This is a genomic window from Vibrio sp. 3-2(1) (assembly GCF_963887575.1).
Taxonomy (GTDB): domain Bacteria; phylum Pseudomonadota; class Gammaproteobacteria; order Enterobacterales; family Vibrionaceae; genus Vibrio; species Vibrio anguillarum.
Map to the genome: position 1 here is coordinate 74,144 of NZ_CAWPGB010000065.1, position 20,401 is coordinate 94,544.

The following is a 20,401-nucleotide window of genomic DNA, read 5'->3' on the forward strand; positions in this document are numbered from 1 at the left end:
CGGCATGACACAACTTACAGTTAAAGCACTGAGTGAAGAAATTGGTACGCCAGTTGACCGCTTGTTAGAACAACTTGCTGATGCAGGCATGAACAAAACGAGTTCTGATAACGTTTCTGATGATGAAAAGCATAAGCTACTGTCACATCTTAGAAAAGAGCACGGTGATACCACTGGTGACTCAGAGCCGACTCGTTTGACGTTGCAGCGAAAAACACGCAGCACATTGAGCGTCAATGCCGGCGGCGGCAAAAGTAAGAATGTTCAAGTTGAAGTGCGTAAAAAACGTACCTACGTTAAGCGCAGTGCAGTAGACGATGAAGCAACACGTGAAGCGGAAGAAGCCGCACAACGTGAAGCACAAGAATTAGCAGCGCGTGAAGCACAAGCAAAAGCAGAGCGCGAAGCCGAAGAAAAAGCAAAGCGTGAAGCCGAAGAAAAAGCGAAGCGTGAGGCACAAGAGAAAGCGAAGGTTGAAGCACAAACGAATGCAACAGCTAACGCGGATGAGAAAGCAAAACGTTCTGCAGTGAAACCAGAACTTTCTGCTGAAAATAAAATGAAGCAAGAAGCAGCGCGAAAAGAAGCCGAAGAGCTTAAACGTCGTCAAGAAGCCGAAGCATTACGTAAAGCTGAAGAGGAAAGTCAGCGCCAGCTAGAAATAGCACGTGAATTGGCTGAGAAGAATAAAGAGCGTTGGTCTGCTGAAGAAGAGAAAAAGGGTAGTATGGAAGAAAATACAGATTACCATGTTACGACTTCAACGTATGCACGTGAAGCCGAAGATGAAGCAGATCGCCGTGAAGAAGGTGCTAGCCGTAAATCTACGAAAGCTAATAAGAGCAAAATCTCATCTCAGGATGATAAGCAAGAGCGCGGTACGCGCCGAGGCAAAGCTCGTAAAGGTCGTATGGCTAAACCTGCATCGATGCAACATGGTTTTGATAAAACAGCGGTTGTCGCTAAGCAAGATGTTGTGATCGGTGAAACGATTGTTCTTTCTGAACTGGCAAACAAAATGTCAGTGAAAGCAACTGAAGTTATCAAAGTGATGATGAAGATGGGCGCTATGGCAACCATCAACCAAGTGATCGACCAAGAAACCGCGCAATTAGTCGCTGAAGAAATGGGTCATAAAGTTCTCATCCGCAAAGAGAATGAACTGGAAGAAGCGATCCTTTCTGACCGTGATAACAAGTTTGAAGCAGTGCCTCGTGCGCCAGTTGTGACTATCATGGGCCACGTTGACCACGGTAAGACATCAACACTTGATTACATCCGTCGCACACACGTTGCATCAGGCGAGGCCGGTGGTATTACTCAGCACATTGGTGCTTACCACGTTGAAACACCAAACGGTATGATCACCTTCCTTGATACTCCTGGACACGCTGCGTTTACTTCAATGCGTGCTCGTGGTGCTCAAGCGACAGATATCGTTGTATTGGTTGTTGCAGCAGATGATGGCGTGATGCCACAAACGGTTGAAGCGATTCAACATGCGAAAGCGGCGAATGTGCCACTTATCGTTGCAGTGAACAAAATCGATAAAGATGGTGCGAACCCAGATGGCGTGAAAAATGAGCTTGCTCAACACAACATCATTCCTGAAGAGTGGGGCGGTGAGAACATGTTTGTTCACATCTCTGCGAAACAGGGAACTAATATTGATGGCCTACTAGAAGCTATCCTACTTCAAGCTGAAGTTCTTGAGCTTCATGCTGTTAAAGATGGTATGGCGTCTGGTGTGGTGGTTGAATCTCGTCTTGATAAAGGCCGTGGCCCTGTAGCAACCGTTCTTGTTCAATCAGGAACACTACGCAAAGGCGACATCGTACTGTGTGGTCAAGAATATGGCCGTGTTCGTGCGATGCGCGACGAAACTGGTAACGAAGTTACGGAAGCGGGCCCATCAATTCCTGTTGAAATTCTAGGTTTGTCTGGTGTTCCAGCTGCTGGTGATGAAGCAACAGTAGTTCGTGATGAGCGTAAAGCACGTGAAGTGGCAAATTATCGTCAAGGTAAATTCCGTGATGTGAAGCTTGCACGTCAGCAGAAATCTAAGCTCGAAAACATGTTCTCTAACATGACAGCGGGTGAAGTGGCTGAACTGAACGTGGTACTAAAAGCAGACGTTCAAGGTTCAGTTGAAGCCATTGCTGATTCACTGCGTAACCTTTCAACTGATGAAGTGAAAGTGAACATCGTGGGTTCTGGTGTGGGTGGTATCACAGAAACTGACGCAGTACTTGCAGCAGCTTCTAACGCTATCGTACTTGGCTTTAACGTTCGTGCTGATGCATCAGCTCGTCGTACTATCGAATCTGAAAACTTAGACCTACGTTACTACTCAATCATTTATCAATTGATTGACGAAGTAAAAGCGGCCATGAGCGGCATGCTAGCACCAGAGTTTAAGCAAGAGATCATTGGTCTTGCTCAGGTTCGTGAAGTATTTAAATCACCTAAACTAGGCGCAGTTGCTGGTTGTATGGTGACTGAAGGCGTTATCAAACGTAATAGCCCTATCCGTGTTCTACGTGATAACGTGGTTATCTACGAAGGTGAGCTTGAGTCGCTACGTCGCTTTAAAGATGACGTGCAAGAAGTGAAGAATGGCTACGAATGTGGTATCGGCGTTAAGAACTACAATGATGTTCGTGTTGGTGACCAAATCGAAGTCTTCGAAACAGTGGAAATTAAACGTACACTGGATTAATTGACTGACGTTGCTGTATTGAAATAGACAGTAATCGGTTGTTGAATACACCATGGGGGGCTGGGTTGAACCATCCCCCCATTCTTTCTATATGTGAGAAAAGATATGTCAAAAGAATTTAGCCGCACGCAGCGCGTATCCCAACAGCTGCAAAAAGAACTCGCCATGATCATACAACGTGAAGTCCGTGACTCACGCTTAGGTATGGTGACGATTTCAGAAGTCGAAGTGTCACGTGACCTTGCTTATGCAAAAGTGTTTGTGACGTTTCTATGCGTTGGTGAGCAGACCCCAGAAAGCTGCTTAGCTGCGTTAAAAGAGCATGAAGTTCATATCCGCATGATGCTTGGTAAACGTATTCGCTTACGTTTGACACCAGAAATTCGCTTCACTTATGACAATACTTTGGTTGAAGGTATGCGCATGTCCAACTTGGTGACTGAAGTGGTCAGCAATGATAAGCGCAGACAGAAAGATGCAGGGCGTGAAGATGAAGCGTCTGCAGAAGAAGGGAATGAATAGATGGCTCGTCGTCGTAAAGGTCGCCCAATTAACGGGGTAATTTTACTGGATAAGCCAACGGGTATCTCCTCGAATGATGCCTTACAAAAAGTAAAACGTATTTATTTTGCAGAAAAAGCCGGACACACTGGCGCGCTCGATCCCTTGGCAACAGGAATGTTGCCTATTTGCCTTGGTGAAGCGACAAAATTCTCTCAGTTTTTACTTGATTCAGATAAGCGTTATCGAGTCATTGCAAAATTGGGTGAGCGAACCAATACCTCTGATTCAGACGGAGAGGTAGTGGAAACACGCCCTGTCAATGTGCAATTAAATACCCTGCGAGAGTGTATCGAGCGTTTTCGTGGTGAAACCGACCAAATTCCGTCAATGTTTTCTGCACTGAAATATCAAGGCCGTCCTCTATATGAATACGCTCGTGAAGGCATTGATATTCCGCGCGAATCTCGAAAAATCACTGTCTATGATATTGAATTGATCCGTTTCGAAGGTGATGAAGTTGAAATGGATGTGCACTGTTCGAAAGGCACGTATATCCGTACTATCGTGGATGACTTAGGTGAAATGCTTGGTTGTGGCGCACATGTGACCATGCTGCGTCGTACTGCGGTCGCGAAGTACCCATATGAGAAGATGGTGACTTTAGAGCAACTTGATGCATTGCTGCAACAGGCGCTGCGTGATGATGTCGCACCGAAAAATGTGTTGGACTCGTTATTGATGCCAATGGACAGTGCGGTGCAAGATTTGCCGGAAGTTAACCTTATTCCTGAGTTGGCAGACATGGTACAACATGGACAACCAGTGCAAGTGTTGGGTGTGCCACTTGATGGCACAGTGCGCATGACCATGGGTGAAGAGAAACTCTTTATCGGTGTGGGTGAAATTGACCAAGATGGTCGTGTTGCACCTAAGCGATTGGTCGTTTTTAGAGACGAAGAGTCGCTTTAAATAGCTATTGCTTAACGTTGGGGATTTCCCTATAATCCCGGCTTCGCGTAGCGGCTGAATCAGAGATTGGCTGCTACACCTTTAAACTTACTCTTATTAGGAGAGCATTATGTCTCTGAATGCAGAAACTAAAGCGGCAATCGTTGCTGAATACGCACGTGGCGAAGGCGACACTGGTTCACCAGAAGTACAAGTAGCACTACTAACTGCTTCTATCAACCACCTACAAGGTCACTTCAAAACTCACAAAGGCGATCACCACAGCCGTCGTGGTCTACTACGTATGGTTTCAAGCCGTCGTAAGCTTCTAGACTACCTAAAAGGTAAAGATTTAGGTCGTTACCAAGACCTAATCAAACGTCTTGAGCTACGTCGCTAAGATCAGTTTGTTCAGAAAAGGGGCTTTTAGCCCCTTTTTTGTTATCTAAATTTGGCACAATCTCTCCTAAGTCGCTATACTACCCGCCGTTAAAGTGTGTTGTATGTACTTTAACGCTTCATACTCATAGCATTACAGTCACCGAAGTCGGCCAGCAGGTCGCGGCTATTAAAAGTAGCGTTCAGATACCAGTGGGAGCGGCAAGCCCAACGCTTTGTTTCCCCGTGATATAGAGCCTATTTTTACTAGTCGCGATTCGTAATGTCTTGAGTGTTATTTCATTCAATCTAGAGGCAACTCTAGAGCAAGGATAAACAATGTTTGATAAACCAGTAGTGAAATCATTCCAATACGGTAATCATACCGTCACTCTAGAAACCGGCGTTATCGCACGCCAAGCTACATCGGCTGTTATGGTCACTATGAACGATACCGCGGTATTCGTTTCTGTTGTTGGTAAAAAAGAAGCAGTAGAAGGTCAAGACTTCTTCCCTCTTACTGTTAACTACCAAGAGCGTACTTACGCAGCGGGTAAAATTCCAGGTGGCTTCTTCAAGCGTGAAGGTCGTCCATCAGAAGGCGAAACTTTGACTGCGCGTCTGATTGACCGCCCAATTCGTCCTCTTTTCCCTAATGCATTTAAAAATGAAGTTCAAGTCATCGCGACAGTGATGTCTGTAAATCCAGACGTTCAACCTGATATCGTGACTATGATTGGTACTTCAGCAGCACTTGCTATCTCTGGTATTCCATTCAATGGTCCTATTGGCGCGGCGCGCGTGGGTCACATTGATGGTCAATTAGTGCTTAACCCAAGCATGACCGAGCTTGCTGTATCTCGTCTTGATCTTGTGGTTGCAGGTACAGACAACGCGGTACTGATGGTTGAGTCAGAAGCGGATAACCTAACTGAAGAAGAAATGCTAGCAGCGGTTGTTTACGGCCACGACCAACAACAAGCTGTGATTAAAGCGATCAATGAATTTGCTGCTGAAGTTGCCACTCCAGCTTGGGATTGGGTTGCTCCTCAAGAGAACACAGTACTTAACAGCAAGATCGCTGAACTAGCAGAAGCTAAGCTTGTTGAAGCTTACAAAATCACTGAAAAAATGGCTCGTTACGACCGTATTCATGAAATTGCTGCTGAAGTAAACAAAGTAATTCTTGCTGAAGATCCTGAAGCAAATGCGAAAGAAATCCACACTATCTTCCACGATCTAGAGAAGACGGTTGTACGTCGTAGCATTATTGCTGGCAACCCACGTATTGACGGTCGTGAAAAAGACATGGTTCGTGCGCTAGACGTACGCACTGGTATTCTTCCTCGTACTCACGGTTCTGCACTATTTACTCGTGGTGAAACTCAGGCAATCGTAACCGCTACTCTTGGTACTCAGCGTGATGCTCAAATCATCGATGAGCTAACAGGTGAGCGTAAAGATAACTTCCTACTACACTACAACTTCCCTCCATACTGTGTGGGCGAAACTGGTTTTGTAGGCTCTCCTAAGCGTCGTGAAATCGGCCACGGTAAACTGGCTAAGCGTGGTATCGCTGCCGTTATGCCTTCAGTGGAAGAGTTCCCATACACAGTTCGTGTAGTATCAGAAATCACAGAATCTAACGGTTCATCTTCAATGGCTTCGGTATGTGGTACTTCTCTTGCTCTGATGGATGCAGGTGTACCAATCAAGTCTTCAGTTGCAGGTATTGCAATGGGTCTTGTTAAAGAAGGCGATGATTTCGTTGTTCTTTCTGACATTCTTGGTGATGAAGATCACCTAGGTGATATGGACTTTAAAGTAGCGGGTACTAACCAAGGTATCACTGCACTGCAAATGGACATTAAGATCGAAGGTATCACCAAAGAGATCATGCAAATTGCGCTAAACCAAGCACAAGGTGCACGTAAGCATATCCTTTCTGTGATGGATCAAGCGATCTCTGGTGCTCGTGCTGAGATTTCTGAATTTGCACCACGCATTTACACCATGAAGATCAGCTCTGAGAAAATCAAAGACGTGATCGGTAAAGGTGGTGCTGTGATCCGTGCTCTAACTGAAGAGACGGGCACAACCATCGAAATCGAAGATGACGGTACAATCAAGATTGCGGCAACCGATAGCGCTCAAGCTAAAGAAGCGATTCGTCGCATTGAAGAGATCACGGCTGAAGTTGAAGTCGGCGCTATCTATACTGGTAAGGTCGCTCGTCTGGCTGATTTTGGCGCGTTCGTTAACATTCTTCCTGGTAAAGATGGTCTGGTACACATTTCTCAAATCGCGGATCAACGCATCGAGAAAGTGTCTGATTACTTGAAAGAAGGCCAAGAAGTTCAAGTTAAAGTACTTGAAATCGACCGCCAAGGCCGTGTTCGTCTAAGCATGAAAGAAGCGGTAGAGAAACCAGCTGAAGAAGTTGTTGCAGCACCAACGGCTGAATAAGGCCACTTTAAGCTTGAGAAGCACGGCGCTTTAGTCGCCTTTTCAACATAAAGCATGATATAAAGGGAGCGTTATTCGCTCCCTTTTTCATGCCTAGATTAATGCGATACACCCACTTATCTTGAGCTTTGGGGTACACAGGAGTTTTATTTGTGAAATGGTTTCCAACGGCCGCATTGAGTGCTTTGATACTGATAATGTCGGGCTGCGCGTCAACTCAAAATGACAATCAAAGTCAATGGGTATACCCTCCGATGGCAGTGCCATTGCAGTCTTCATTACAGCAACAAGTTCAGATAGCGCGTTTGACGCAACTGCTACAACGCACTGATCTACCTGATGATGTGCGGGCTAAAATGTTTTATGAGCGTGGTAACAACTACGACAGTGTTGGGCTACGTACTTTAGCACGTTTAGATTTTGAGCAGTCACTCGCGCTTAACCCGGCGCAGCCTGATATCTTTAATTTATTAGGCGTGTATTACACGCAAGTCGCAGAGTTTGATGCCGCTTATGAGGCATTTGATTCGACATTAGAACTTGAACCTGACAATTTTTACGCTGAGCGTAACAGAGCCATCGCACTTTATTACGGCGACCGTACAGAACTTGCGCTGGAAGAGATTCGCGCACATTATCAACATGACCCTAGCGATCCCTTTCGTGCATTGTGGCTATATATTATTCAAAGTGAAAGCGAGCCTTTGCAGGCACGTGTGGATCTCTTCAATCGCTATAAAGTTCGAGATGATCAATGGGGATGGCTCTTGGTTGCGTTAACGCTTAAAGAGATATCGGAAGAGCAAGCTTTTAAGATGATCTTAGAAGAAGGCAGCGGTAATGCGATACAAGCACAGCGTTTAACTGAAGTCTATTTTTATCTCGCTAAGCGTTACCAACAAGAGGGAAATTACGCGCACGCGATCGCCTTGTACAAGCTTGCGTTGTCATTTAACGTCTACGAATATGTTGAGCATCGATACGCTTATCTTGAATTGGGGAAAATTTTCCAGCAAGTAAGAGCCGACTATTTAGCTAAGGCGAAAGCTGAGCAGCCAGAGTCTCAGCAATAAGTACCTTATTATATCCTTTTCCTTAAAGCCGCTGACTTTTTCAGCGGCTTTTTTGTTGCTTAACGATCTAAAGATCCATAAAATAGTTAGCCTTGATAACCATTTTAATTTGAAAAGCAGTGAAACTAGAAGCTAACTTAGAAAAATTAGAGCGTTTTAGTGCCAAAATCTGGCGTCGGTATAGCAAAGCTGATCCCATTTCACAATTGAGCTTTAATGAATATGATTACCTTAAAGTGATTCAAAGCTCTTCTTTGCCACTGCGCTTAACTGATTTAGCCAATGAGATGGAAGTGAGTAAACCATCGGTATCAAATATGGTTAAAAGGCTTAAAAATAAAGGGTTGGTTCAGACGGCACAATGCCAAGATGATGCGCGTTCTTACCGAGTTTCTCTCACCGATACTGCGCGTGAGCATTTAGCGGATGAAGCGAAAGTGTACGCTGTTGTCGCAGAGCAAGTGACTAAGCATCTCTCGGAAGAAGAAGCACTGTGTTTTAATATGTTGTTATCCAAAGTATTACTTTAATTTACTTATATAGTTAGCTTTGCTAACTATGGTGTCTGTTATGAAAAATTCAATTTACCGCCAATTTTGGCGCTATACCATTCCGACCGTGGCAGCTATGTTAGTCAATGGCTTGTATCAAGTGGTGGATGGTATTTTTATTGGTCATTATGTTGGTGCTGAGGGATTGGCGGGCATTAACGTTGCGTGGCCTATTATTGGCTTTATTTTAGGGCTTGGCATGTTGGTGGGCGTTGGAACCGGTGCTCTGGCTTCGATAAAGCAAGGTGAAGGGAACATAGCTGCAGCTAAGCAAGTGCTTGCTACCGGCCTATTGTTGCTTTTGATGCTAGCTCCCGTGGTGGCGACAATTCTATGGTTTCTTGCGGACGATTTCATTGCGTGGCAAGGCGTTGAAGGACGAGTCTACCAACTTGGCTTGCAATATTTGCAAGTATTAGTGATCGCTTGTGTCTTTACGCTTGGCTCTATTGCGATGCCTTTCTTGTTACGAAACGACGACAGCCCTAATTTAGCCACATTGCTGATGGTGAGTGGTGCGATAATCAATATTCTCTTCGATTATCTGTTTATTGCCGTTTTACATTGGGAACTTACTGGTGCCGCCATCGCAACGGCACTCGCACAATTAAGTGTGACGGTATTAGGCATAGGCTATTTCTTTTCGAAACGTGCCAAGCTGCGGCTATCACTTTCGGTGATGCGAGTGCAATGGTCTTTATTACCGCAAATTGTTGTTATTGGTACTTCAAGCTTTTTTATGTATGCCTATGGTTCGATGATGGTGGCGGTGCACAACAGCCTATTTGCTCACTATGGCAGCGCGGTACTTGTTGGGGCATACGCGATATTAGGCTATATCGTCACGGTTTATTACTTAACGGCAGAGGGCATCGCGAATGGTATGCAGCCGTTAGTTAGCTTCAATTATGGTGCCAAAAACTATCTTCATATTAGAAAACTGCTCAAAATTGCAATGAGCATTGCCGTGCTTGGCGGGCTGGGTTTTGTGGTGCTGCTTAACTTGTTTTCCACTCAGGTTGTGGCGGTCTTCAATTCAACTGACCCGCAATTGATGGCAAGCGCTGTACTGGGCTTAAAACTGCATATGTTCGCGCTGTTTTTGGATGGATTTTTAGTTGTCGCCGCCGCCTTTTATCAAGCGACTAATCGCGGCAGTAAGGCGATGTTTGTCACCATTGGTAATATGGCGATCCAACTACCGTTCTTGTATTTGTTACCTAAGTTATATGGCGTGACTGGTGTGTGGATTGCCTTCCCCATTTCCAATATTGCGTTAAGTTTGGTGGTGGGTTTGATGTTGTGGCGAGATTTGCGTGCACTACCTTGTGATAACGCGAAGCAAACCGTGTTCGCTTAACAAGAGCCTCCCCCTTGTCTCTAGGGGGAGGCTACGCTCAGCTTTGTTGAATCGCTAGGCCCGGTAATTGGTGCCAATAGCCGTTACACTGGTGATTGGTTAAAGGGGAGGGATGCTCTCCTTTTTCATTGGCCTTGAACTGCGACAGATGTTCGAATGTCTCAAAACCAAGTGGGCTTAAACGAACGACATCGACCAATCCCGCCATACTTGGTAAATCATTAGCAAGGTTATAGCAATAGCCCGACTGGGTTTGGATACCGTTGAGGTTAAATACCGCTTGGCCTTCTTGGCTGTGAACCTGAATTCCGGTTGGATACTTGATACAGCAAGTCTCACATTCATCCTTCGCACGGTTTTCGGCCCGTGCGGTAAAGCAGCGTGCGGAGTAAGCCAGTGGCAGGTATCCGTGGCTAAAAACTTCTACTTCAAACTGGTTTTTGATACCAAGCTCATCACATTGTTGCAATACATTGATTAGCCAATCACGGGAGAGTTCAACAGGCATGCACCAACGGATCATCCCTTGCTTTAGGAACAGTTGCAGTGTGCGCGCGTTGTAAGCATTCACGGCGGGCCCAACCACAAAAGGAAGGCGTTTTTCACTGGCGAGTTGAATCGCCGAAACGTCATTGGCTTCAATCGCAAAATCGCCATTCTCAATATACTTTTTCATCACATTGATTTCGCTCGGCGCTTCCAGTAGCGCCATGGTTGAGATCACAACCTGTTTACCCGCTTGTGAAAGCGCTTTGGCGATCTCAAACCAGTGTTGTGGTTTTATCTCACGTCGCTTGGAGCAGACTGATTCACCCAAATAGATCACATCAGCAGGGCTATTGATTGCCTGTTGATAAAAACTTTCTACCTCTTGTTTGGGCCAGAAATAGAGTAAAGGACCCAGCGCATATTTCATTCTCTTCTCCATTCTCTTATTGCCATTGGCGATGGTACGCGCCGAGTGTCGTTTGCGTGCCTTCAGAAACGTTGGCTAAGGCGGTATTCCAAGCCGTTTCTACTTGGTAGGCTTGTGGATTTGCTTGGTAGCGATCAATCGCCGCTCGCCAGGTTTTAGTCACTTGCTCCACATATGCAGGGCTACGTTGGCGACCTTCAATTTTGACGGAAGCAACGTTGGCTGCAAACAGTTCTGGTAATAGTGATAACGTATTTAAACTGGTTGGCTCTTCCAGTGCGTGGTAGCGTTTAGGTTGCCCATCGATCTGCGCTTCAAAACGACCTTTGCACAAGGTTGGGTAGCCTGCATTTTCTCCGGCTGCGTATTTATCAATCAAAATTTCGTTTAAGCGAGATTCCAAACCTGAGTCCGTTTCTTGCCAGCGGACATACTTCGCGGGCGAACAGGCTCCGACAGTATTGGGTGATTCTCCCGTCATATAGGAAGAGAGATAACAGCGCCCTTCAGACATAATACATAAGCTGCCAAAGGCAAATACTTCAAGCTCGACGTCACTCATCATATTACGTGAGAGCTGTTTGACTTGATGGATTGATAGCACTCGCGGTAACACCACCCGTTTTATATTGAAATTTTGTTTATAAAACTCGATAGCGGCGACGTTGGTGGCGGAGGCTTGCACAGAAAGATGCAGTTCCAGATCTGGATATCGGTTAGCGGCATAATCCAATACCGCGATATCGGCGATGATCAACGCATCTACGCCTAAACTGGCGGCATTATCGACGGCGTGAGTCCAACGCTCGAAGCCATTAGGGTGGGCGAAGGTATTTAACGCGACATGAATTTTTTTATGGTGATCATGAACATATTGCACAGCTTTATCTAACTTCTTACCTGCGAAATTAAGGCCAGCAAAGTGGCGAGCATTGGTATCATCTTTGAAGCCGATATAAACCGCATCTGCACCACAATCGATCGCTGTTTTTAGAGCAGGCAGGTTACCTGCAGGACATAAAAGTTCCATTGATCCGTACGATATCTAAGGGAAAGTAGTGGTATTTTATGAAGCATTATGAATAGCAAATTTGATGTAAGGCAGGTTTGGGGCGAATAAACGAGATTTACTTATTTGGGAGTAGAACGATGACGACGATTTTGAACGAATAACTCTTCTACTTCCTGCCTCGGTTGTGGCCGATAAAAATGGAAGCCTTGAATTGAGTTACAGTTGAGATTAGAGAGTAGCGTGGCTTGTTGTTGGGTTTCCACACCTTCGGCAACGACCGTTAAGTTGAGTGATTTTCCTAAATTGATGATGTTTTCAATGACGGTGATTTGTTTAGGAAGTGTATCGATATCCGTTATAAAAGCGCGGTCAATTTTAAGTTCATCAATCGGGAAGCGAGCGAGGTAAGAGAGCGAGGAATACCCCGTACCAAAGTCGTCAATGGACAGAGAAAAGCCCAGTTTTTTGATCGCGTTCAACATTTGCAAGGTGTGTTCGCTGTCGCTCATGACGGCACTTTCGGTCAGTTCAAATGTGATGCAGTTTGGATCAAGCTCCGTGGTGCGAAGCAGTTTTTCCATATAATCAATCAACTTCGGGTTACAAAACTGTTCGGGCGATAAATTGATCGCCACGCGACCTGGTAAAATACCTTGCAGCTTCCAGCGTTTTACGGTCGAGAAGACATCACGCATCACCACTCGGCCTAAATGTTCAATCAGCCCAGCTTTTTCCGCGACAGGGATAAAAGCGCCCGGGTTGATATACCCTTCCACAGGGTGTTTCCAGCGCACCAAAGCTTCCGCACCATTGATGCTGAAGTCGCGAGCATTTACTTTCGGTTGATACCACACTTCAAGGCCATTTTGTTGCAGCGCTTTTTGCAGTTCAATTTCAAGCCATAAGCGCATGCGCGCTTCTTTGTTCATTTGATCGTTGAACTTAATCAGACGGTTTCTACCACGATCTTTGGCTTCATACATCGCCGTATCGGCGTTTTGCAACAATACGCGTGCATCGCTACCGTCACCAGGGTAGGCGACACTACCTATGGAGCAGGCTAAGCGTTTACTGAAATGGTGCAGATCAAACGGTTGGTTAATCAAAGAAATGATGCGTTCAGCCAACATTTCAGCGGCGCGACTATTTTCAGGATCAGGCAGTATTAGTCCAAATTCATCGCCGCCAAGGTGGCCCACAATCGCTTGTTGCGGTAGTAAACGTTTCAGCCGTGCTGAGACCTCTTTAATGACTTTATCGCCAATATGATGGCCTAAAGAGTCATTGATGTTTTTGAAGTTATCAATGTCTAAATAGAGCATCACAAGGGGTGTTTCATTTTGAATGAACTGCTCTAAACGTTTAGTGAAACCAAAACGGTTATACAAGTTAGTCAGCGAGTCAATGTGGATATCGGCATGCATAGTCGAAGACAACTGCTTAGGTGCATCTTCTGCATCTTGAATCAAAATCAGTTGTGAGCTGTTGCCCAGCACGACGGTGGCTCCAGCGTGCAGTTGAACTTTACGTTCAAAGCCACACTTTGGCCCAGTGAGGCAGACCAATGGTGCCCCTGCGAGTAATAAACTAAGTGGAGAGCTGAATACGGTTTTACTTTTTTCATCGACAAACAAGCGCGATAACTCTTCACCAAGAAGCTCTGAGGTATTTTCAAAACCGAGTAAACGAGCCGATGCGGGGTTAGCAGAGATAATGCAGTCGTCATCGACCAGCAACAATCCATCGGGAAGTAAGCTAGTCAAGGTTGAAAACTTATTTTCCGACTCTTCTAATGAGCGAATGAGGATCTGTTTTTCGGAGGTGTCGATGGCGTGAAACACAATATTTTCGACTTTTTTATCACCCATGATAGGTGATAAAGAGAAATGCAAACTCGTTTCTAAATCGATCTCGTGAAGAGTCAGTTCGGTCTCAAGCGTTTCTCCTTGAAATGCCCGTTCATAATAAGGTTTGAGATGGCGGTAGAAATGCTCCCCCAGAATTTGTGAGTCATTCATTCCAACCAATTCGGTTGTGCTCAGCCCTGCAATATCACAATAACGTTCATTGACCATCACATAGTTATGTTGGTCGTTCAAGATGGCAAAAAAGAACGGACTGTTCGACGTGATTTTTGCAAACCAATGTTGTAAATGTTGCGAAGGCATCAAGCTACTACCACTCTCCAGAGCACTTATATTCATGAGGATGTTACAACGTAAGTAACACATTAACTATAACTTTGATTACTAAGCTAGAAAAGGTTCTCAAACAATGTACGTTTTTTGATGCATCACAGGAATTTGCACCCCCACATCCATTATGATTAGGTACTATTGCATTACAAAGTAACGGATAACGCTCGTGATTCACAAGATTCGTACTCAACTAGTTCAAAACGCCGCTTCAATTTTGCGATCCCCAGTCCACTTCTTACCGCAAGTTGTACAAAAAAAAGCCTTGCTAGAAGGGTTGAAAACTATATTTCATGAGGCTTTGCAAGAAGGTGACTTTGAATTTCTTGATGGGAAATGGTTAAAGGTTTCAATTCGCGATTTGAATTTGAATTGGTATATCAGCTATCAAGCGGAACAACTTGTTGTGTCTGATAAGACGGAAGTGGAAGATGTCAGCTTTAGCGGTAACCTAAATGATATGGTGTTGATTGCTGGTCGAAAAGAAGATCCTGATACGCTGTTCTTTCAACGTCGACTCTCCATTGAAGGGGATACCGAACTGGGGTTAGAGGTGAAGAACCTGATGGACAGTGTTGACCTAGAGCTTTTACCAAAACCGTTCCAGATGTTAATAAATCAGCTAGCAGATTTTGTGCATAAGGGCGTACAATCGCCAGTGACACAAAATGAGGTAATGAATGCTTATTCGAACTGAAGCGCCAGCGGATATCTTAGCGATTGACCGCTTATTAAAATCAGCCTTTGAGACAGATGCTGAAGCTAATTTGGTCATGACATTAAGGGAAAACAGCCATTTGACGCTCTCTTTAGTGGCCTGTGATGATGACGGCGAAGTTGTTGGTCATGTGATGTTTAGCCCGATCTTACTCAATGGTGAAGACTTAAATTGGCAAGGGCTTGCACCGTTGGCCGTGAAAAAAGAGTGGCGAAATCAAGGTGTCGCCGCCTCGTTAGTAAAAGAGGGGTTAATCTGTTTGGCTGAGTTCGATTATCCAGCTTGTGTGGTTTTGGGTGACCCGGATTATTATCAACGCTTTGGCTTTAAAGAGGCGGCGAAATCTGATTTTCGTTGTCGTTGGGATGTTCCAGTTGGCGCGTTTCAGATCGTTGCATTAGTCGACGGCGAATTGAGCGGGCGAGCGGGTTTAATTGAGTATTGCCCAGAGTTCAACGAACTTTAATCACCGTATTTCTATTCAAAACAGGGAGCCCAGTGCTCCCTGTTTACTTTTATGCTCTTCTCATTTGAAGCTACCGTTGTGTTGGCTACATTCGCTCACCCCAATCACCTCGTTTATCTAGGCTCATGGGGATGAATTCACTTGTCGCCTATCTGCAACTTCAAGTTGTTTGGGCATAGCTCTTGAGTCATTGGATGATTAACGGTTTCTGTCTTGGCGCTGATTTGTTAGGATTGAGATGTTCAATGAGGTCATAAACAGATGTCACATCACGAAAATCAATATTTACAAGAAATGGGCATCCAGCGTTGGGAGCTTATCCATCCACAGCGGCTGGCTGGCTATCAACCTGATCCGGTGACGCTGCCGAGCACGTGCCGTTTATTACTCGTTTCCCCCCAATACCCGCAACAAGGTGCTCTATTGCTGTTTTCAAGAGTATTGAAAAGTATGGGGCTCGAAATCAGTCAGGCGTGTCATCTTGAGCCTCACTCTCTTAGCCAACTAACAGGCTCCAGAATTGAATGGTTGTGGTTTTCAGGCTGTGAAAAGAAAGAAAGCCCGTTGGCCCAGAAAGTGTTAACGTCACCGTCGCTAGTTGAGATAGATGGCAATACCGAGCTGCGCCGGGCGTTGTGGCAGCAAATTTGTTCTTATGAGTCCTAAAACCATGAATATTGATGTTGTGCCTTTATCACTTCCTTATCTTGATGCTATTTGGTCCATTGAGCAGCAAGCTCACAGTTACCCTTGGGCTGAATCACTCGTACGCGACTTGGCGAGTCGTGGTGCATGCCACCATGCTATGTTGGTTGATGGCAAAGTTGTCGGTTATTTCTATGCACAGAATATTGTTGGAGAGGTGACCTTGTTGAATATCGCTGTCGATCCGCAGCAGCAAGGTAAGGGTTACGGAAAACTGTTGATGGAGTTTTTCTTAACTTACTGTGAAAAAGCGCAAGCTGAAAGTGCGTGGCTTGAAGTTCGCGAAAGCAACATCCGCGCTTATAGCTTGTACGAATCGCTGGGTTTTAATGAGCTCGATCGTCGAGTTAACTACTATCCCACTCCGAAAGGATCAGAAGATGCGATCATCATGAGCTACTATTTTTTGTAGCTTATTTTCCATCAGCAGATCGTTTGCAAACTCAGGTTTTTTCATGGTCAGGCGTCTCGGAACTATTTCTGGTGCGCCTTATCTTTTTGATGTTCATTGAGTTGATAGCATGGGCTTGCAAAACGCTTGACGACTTCCTTAGCGGTTAACGGCTTATCAAATAAGTAACCTTGGAACTGATCACAACCCAATTGTTTGAGAGTTTCGAGTTCTTGGCACTCTTCCACACCTTCGGCTATTACCTCCAAATTTAAACGTTTCGCAATCATAATAATCGTATCCACAATTGCTTGGTCACTCTCATCTAGATGCAATTGAGTGACAAAAGAACGATCGATTTTGAGCACATCCACAGATAAAAGTTTGAGGTAACGCAGTGATGAATAACCAGTGCCAAAATCATCAATCGAGATGCTCAGCTTACTTTTTTTAAGTTGCACCATTTTTTGAATCGCACTTTCTACATTTTCCAGCAATAGCCCTTCAGTAATCTCCAATTCAAGATGTTCACCAGTAATACCTGCTTGTTGCATTGCATGGTTAATGTGTTCAACAAAAGAATCTTGAGAAAACTGCAACGGACTGATGTTGATGGCTAAACGGCGAAAATGGGGCGGTAATACTCCTTGGCGCTTCCAAGCGGCGTATTGATAGCACGCTTGCTCTAATATCCAGTTTCCAATCGGAATAATTTGCCCCGTTTCTTCTGCGATGGTCATAAACACACCCGGTGGCAATACACCTTTGGTTGGGTGGTTCCAGCGGATCAAGGCTTCCACACCGACAATATTGTGCCGCTCATCGACTTGAGGTTGGTAATAGAGTTCTAACTGTTGGGTATTGAGGGCTTCATGGAGGCCTTTTTCAATTTCCAGAAACGATTCGACTTGAGCCTGCATTTCTGGCTCATAAAACATGTATTTATTGCGTCCATTCGCTTTTGCGCGGTAAAGCGCTGTATCGGCTTGTCTAAGGACATCGATATTGGTTTTGCCCACTGACGGAAAAATCGAGATACCAATACTCACAGTGCAATAAAGCTGGTGGTCATCAATCGAGTAAGGGTTGGAAATCAGAGCCAGAAGCTGCTGAGCTACCTTCTCTGCTTGTTGGCGAGAGAGATGAGGAATCAACACCGCAAACTCATCGCCACCGATGCGTGCGGCGGTGTAATCGTGTTTAAGCCAGCCATCCATACGCATGGCGATAGCTTTGATTAAATGATCCCCCGTTGTGTGTCCAAGTGAATCATTGATCGTTTTGAAACGGTCGAGATCAAGGTAAAACAACACACCAGAAGTGTGGGTGCGAATACTGTTATCAATGGCATCAGTGAGCAGTTGTAGCAGCAAGCTGCGATTAGCAAGGCCAGTTAACGTGTCGTAGTAGGCTAATTGGTTAAGTTTAGCATCCGCGAGCTCTCGCTCTTTCCATAAAGTATAGAAAGTACCAGCTAACTCACTGAGCTCATTTTTTTGCTGTTGTAATGGCGGCTGTGTTGGACGTTGATTGTTTTGCAATGAGCGAACCCACGAAATTAACGTGGTGATGGGTTTTGACAGCTTGTAGTAAAAAAAAACTAAAAGGATCGAAGTCAGCAACACATTTCGAAAGAGATCAAACAGCAATACTCGTGTGGTTTTTGCAATAAATTCTTTGGCAATGGAAGAGCCGTTGACGGAAAAACTTAAGCTACCTACCACCACACTCGAATTGGGTTGATGCAAGTCAGTTTTAAAGATGGGTATTTCAGGTGTCAGATAATTCGATAAGAGCCGAATAAAAGCAGTCTGCGCTGGAATCTCTCTGCTTTTTTTTGCCAGTGTATCGCCAAAATCATCAATAATTTCAACGTGATAAATGGCATTATCAACCATTAGGCTAGAGACGACTTGATTGGCTAATAAGTTATTGAGGTGATAAGCAGCCTGGCTGGCATTTGAATAATTTTGCAGCAGTTTAAAACGGTAGTGATCTTCAATGCGAGCTTGCTCATGGTGCAGGTCGAGCAAAGTATGATACAAACTAAAGCCTATCCCAAGGATCACCGAGACTAGGAACACTGTTTTGGCTTGTTTAAATGCCAGAGAATTTCTTTGTTTGGTTATCAGCATAATACTCGCTTATTCTCTTCGCCCTTTTTAGTTATAGCTCATATTTATTGATAATTTAATTACAAATAGAAAGGTCGTCATTCTCTTGTTGATTTGTATAGCGACGAAAGTTGCTCCCAGATCAAATATAGGGGAGAATACCGCGCAAATTTGAATCGAACTGCTGATCAGCGTAAGCGCTTCGGCTCTCCCTTATATCAGCATATTGAGAAGACCTGTTTCATGTCAAATACTCCTTTTTTGAGTGAAGTTTCTAAACGTAGAACCTTCGCTATTATTTCGCACCCGGATGCGGGTAAAACCACCATTACTGAAAAAGTTCTGCTATTCGGGAATGCCATTCAAAAAGCGGGAACGGTAAAAGGGCGCGGCTCTAACCAGCATGCTAAATCAGATTGGATGGAAATGGAAAAAGAGCGTGGTATTTCGGTCACGACCTCTGTGATGCAATTCCCTTACAATCATTGTTTGGTTAACTTGCTCGATACTCCAGGGCACGAAGACTTCTCGGAAGATACTTACCGCACATTGACGGCGGTTGACTCGTGCTTAATGGTGATTGATGCAGCAAAAGGTGTTGAAGATCGTACTCGTAAGCTGATGGAAGTGACTCGCTTACGTGATACACCGATTGTAACCTTCATGAACAAATTGGACCGTGAAATCCGCGACCCAATGGAATTGCTTGATGAAGTGGAGAATGAGCTGAAGATTGCCTGCGCCCCGATTTCATGGCCTGTGGGTTGTGGTAAAGAGTTTAAAGGCGTGTACCACATTCACCGTGATGAGACGATTCTGTACGCGACCGGCCAAGGTCACACTATTCAAGAAGAGCGCATTGTTAAGGGCCTCAACAACCCTGATCTGGATAAGGCCGTGGGTGATGACCTTGCCGCTCAGCTGCGTGATGAGCTTGAATTGGTATTGGGTGCTTCTCATGAATTTGATCAAGAGCTGTTTTTAAAAGGTGAGTTGACCCCTGTTTTCTTCGGAACGGCATTAGGTAACTTTGGTGTGGACCATATGCTGCATGGTTTAACTGAGTGGGCTCCGGCGCCGATGCCACGTCAAGCTAATGAGCGTATTGTTGAAGCCACGGAAGAGAAATTCTCAGGCTTTGTGTTTAAAATCCAAGCGAACATGGATCCTAAACACCGCGATCGTATTGCGTTTATGCGTATTGTGTCGGGTACTTATACCCAAGGCATGAAAATGAACCACGTGCGTATTGGCAAGCAAGTGAGTATTTCTGATGCGGTTACCTTTATGGCGGGCGATCGCTCTCGTGCTGAAAATGCTTATGCTGGCGATATTATCGGTTTGCATAACCATGGAACAATTCAGATTGGTGATACCTTTACTCAAGGTGAATCGTTGAAATTCTCAGGTATTCCTAACTTTGCTCCTGAGTTGTTCCGTCGTATTCGCTTGCGCGATCCACTGAAGCAGAAGCAACTGCTTAAAGGGTTAGTGCAGTTGTCGGAAGAGGGAGCGGTTCAAGTCTTCCGCCCACTACAAAATAACGATTTGATTGTGGGTGCAGTGGGTGTGCTGCAGTTTGATGTGGTGGTGTCTCGTTTAAAATCTGAATACAACGTCGAGGCTATTTACGAAGGTGTTAACGTTGCAACAGCACGCTGGATTGAGTGCGCAGATGATAAAAAATTCGAAGAGTTTAAGCGCAAAAACCAAAGTAACATCGCACTGGATGGTGGGGATAACCTGACTTACATCGCGCCGACTATGGTCAATTTAAATCTGGCCAAAGAGCGTTTTCCTGAAGTGGAGTTCCGTGCGACACGCGAACATTAAACCTTGGTGATTTTGAAGAGAGTGACACTCTCTTCAAACGTTAAAGATAAAA

The 20,401-nt window shown here is 45.0% G+C and carries 17 protein-coding genes; 13 read left to right on the plus strand and 4 right to left on the minus strand.

What is annotated here, in order from left to right; all coding sequences use genetic code 11:
- Positions 1 to 4: 4 nt before the first annotated feature.
- From infB to AACQ79_RS17590, 8 genes are all read left to right on the plus strand, one after another.
- Entirely contained in the window at positions 5 to 2,719 is a 2,715-nt protein-coding gene (gene infB, locus AACQ79_RS17555) for a translation initiation factor IF-2 (RefSeq protein WP_017043248.1), read from the plus strand.
- 105 nt (positions 2,720 to 2,824) lie between these two features.
- Entirely contained in the window at positions 2,825 to 3,241 is a 417-nt protein-coding gene (gene rbfA, locus AACQ79_RS17560; RefSeq protein ID WP_026028089.1) for a 30S ribosome-binding factor RbfA, read from the plus strand.
- Positions 3,242 to 4,192 (plus strand): tRNA pseudouridine(55) synthase TruB, encoded by a 951-nt coding sequence (truB, locus tag AACQ79_RS17565; RefSeq protein WP_013857615.1) that lies wholly within the window; start codon positions 3,242 to 3,244, stop codon positions 4,190 to 4,192.
- Positions 4,193 to 4,301: 109 nt separating this feature from the next.
- Complete coding sequence (rpsO, locus tag AACQ79_RS17570) at positions 4,302 to 4,571, plus strand: 30S ribosomal protein S15 (RefSeq protein WP_010318921.1); 270 nt, start codon at positions 4,302 to 4,304, stop codon at positions 4,569 to 4,571.
- 317 nt (positions 4,572 to 4,888) lie between these two features.
- Positions 4,889 to 7,015, plus strand: a complete 2,127-nt coding sequence (pnp, locus tag AACQ79_RS17575; RefSeq protein ID WP_010318920.1) for a polyribonucleotide nucleotidyltransferase — start codon at positions 4,889 to 4,891, stop codon at positions 7,013 to 7,015.
- Between the two features lie 152 nt (positions 7,016 to 7,167).
- Positions 7,168 to 8,088: a lipoprotein NlpI gene (gene nlpI / locus AACQ79_RS17580; RefSeq protein ID WP_026029106.1), complete on the plus strand. Its 921-nt coding sequence runs from the start codon at positions 7,168 to 7,170 to the stop codon at positions 8,086 to 8,088.
- A 119-nt stretch (positions 8,089 to 8,207) separates the two neighbouring features.
- Positions 8,208 to 8,618 carry a MarR family winged helix-turn-helix transcriptional regulator gene (locus AACQ79_RS17585; protein ID WP_010318918.1) on the plus strand — a complete coding sequence of 137 codons (411 nt, stop codon included), beginning with the start codon at positions 8,208 to 8,210 and terminating at the stop codon, positions 8,616 to 8,618.
- Positions 8,619 to 8,658: 40 nt separating this feature from the next.
- Entirely contained in the window at positions 8,659 to 9,999 is a 1,341-nt protein-coding gene (locus AACQ79_RS17590; RefSeq protein ID WP_170899466.1) for an MATE family efflux transporter, read from the plus strand.
- A 37-nt stretch (positions 10,000 to 10,036) separates the two neighbouring features.
- Here AACQ79_RS17590 and AACQ79_RS17595 read toward each other — a convergent pair whose 3' ends face one another.
- From AACQ79_RS17595 to AACQ79_RS17605, 3 genes are all read right to left on the minus strand, one after another.
- Positions 10,037 to 10,915, minus strand: a complete 879-nt coding sequence (locus tag AACQ79_RS17595) for a U32 family peptidase (protein WP_088720917.1) — start codon at positions 10,913 to 10,915, stop codon at positions 10,037 to 10,039.
- Positions 10,916 to 10,931: 16 nt separating this feature from the next.
- The gene (gene ubiU / locus AACQ79_RS17600; protein ID WP_010318915.1) at positions 10,932 to 11,945 is read right to left on the minus strand and encodes a ubiquinone anaerobic biosynthesis protein UbiU; all 1,014 of its coding nucleotides are present in this window, start codon (positions 11,943 to 11,945) and stop codon (positions 10,932 to 10,934) included.
- Positions 11,946 to 12,046: 101 nt separating this feature from the next.
- A complete protein-coding gene (locus AACQ79_RS17605; RefSeq protein WP_026027438.1) occupies positions 12,047 to 14,095 on the minus strand; it encodes a bifunctional diguanylate cyclase/phosphodiesterase in 2,049 nt (682 codons plus the stop codon).
- A gap of 196 nt (positions 14,096 to 14,291) precedes the next feature.
- Between AACQ79_RS17605 and ubiT the strand changes: the two genes are divergently transcribed.
- The 4 genes from ubiT to rimI all read left to right on the plus strand — a co-directional run bounded on the left by ubiT (position 14,292) and on the right by rimI (position 16,423).
- A complete protein-coding gene (gene ubiT, locus AACQ79_RS17610; RefSeq protein WP_010318913.1) occupies positions 14,292 to 14,819 on the plus strand; it encodes a ubiquinone anaerobic biosynthesis accessory factor UbiT in 528 nt (175 codons plus the stop codon).
- Entirely contained in the window at positions 14,803 to 15,306 is a 504-nt protein-coding gene (locus AACQ79_RS17615) for a GNAT family N-acetyltransferase (protein WP_047690121.1), read from the plus strand. Before ubiT ends, AACQ79_RS17615 begins: the two co-directional genes overlap by 17 nt.
- A 261-nt stretch (positions 15,307 to 15,567) precedes the next feature.
- Positions 15,568 to 15,972: a DNA polymerase III subunit psi gene (locus tag AACQ79_RS17620; protein ID WP_047690124.1), complete on the plus strand. Its 405-nt coding sequence runs from the start codon at positions 15,568 to 15,570 to the stop codon at positions 15,970 to 15,972.
- Positions 15,973 to 15,976: 4 nt separating this feature from the next.
- Positions 15,977 to 16,423, plus strand: coding sequence for a ribosomal protein S18-alanine N-acetyltransferase (gene rimI / locus AACQ79_RS17625; RefSeq protein WP_013857606.1), 447 nt, complete (start codon positions 15,977 to 15,979; stop codon positions 16,421 to 16,423).
- Between the two features lie 62 nt (positions 16,424 to 16,485).
- Here the strand turns inward: rimI and AACQ79_RS17630 are convergent, their stop codons facing one another.
- Entirely contained in the window at positions 16,486 to 18,537 is a 2,052-nt protein-coding gene (locus AACQ79_RS17630; RefSeq protein ID WP_013857605.1) for a putative bifunctional diguanylate cyclase/phosphodiesterase, read from the minus strand.
- Positions 18,538 to 18,759: 222 nt separating this feature from the next.
- Between AACQ79_RS17630 and prfC the strand changes: the two genes are divergently transcribed.
- Positions 18,760 to 20,349 carry a peptide chain release factor 3 gene (gene prfC / locus AACQ79_RS17635; RefSeq protein WP_026028084.1) on the plus strand — a complete coding sequence of 530 codons (1,590 nt, stop codon included), beginning with the start codon at positions 18,760 to 18,762 and terminating at the stop codon, positions 20,347 to 20,349.
- The last annotated feature ends 52 nt before the right edge of the window (positions 20,350 to 20,401 follow it).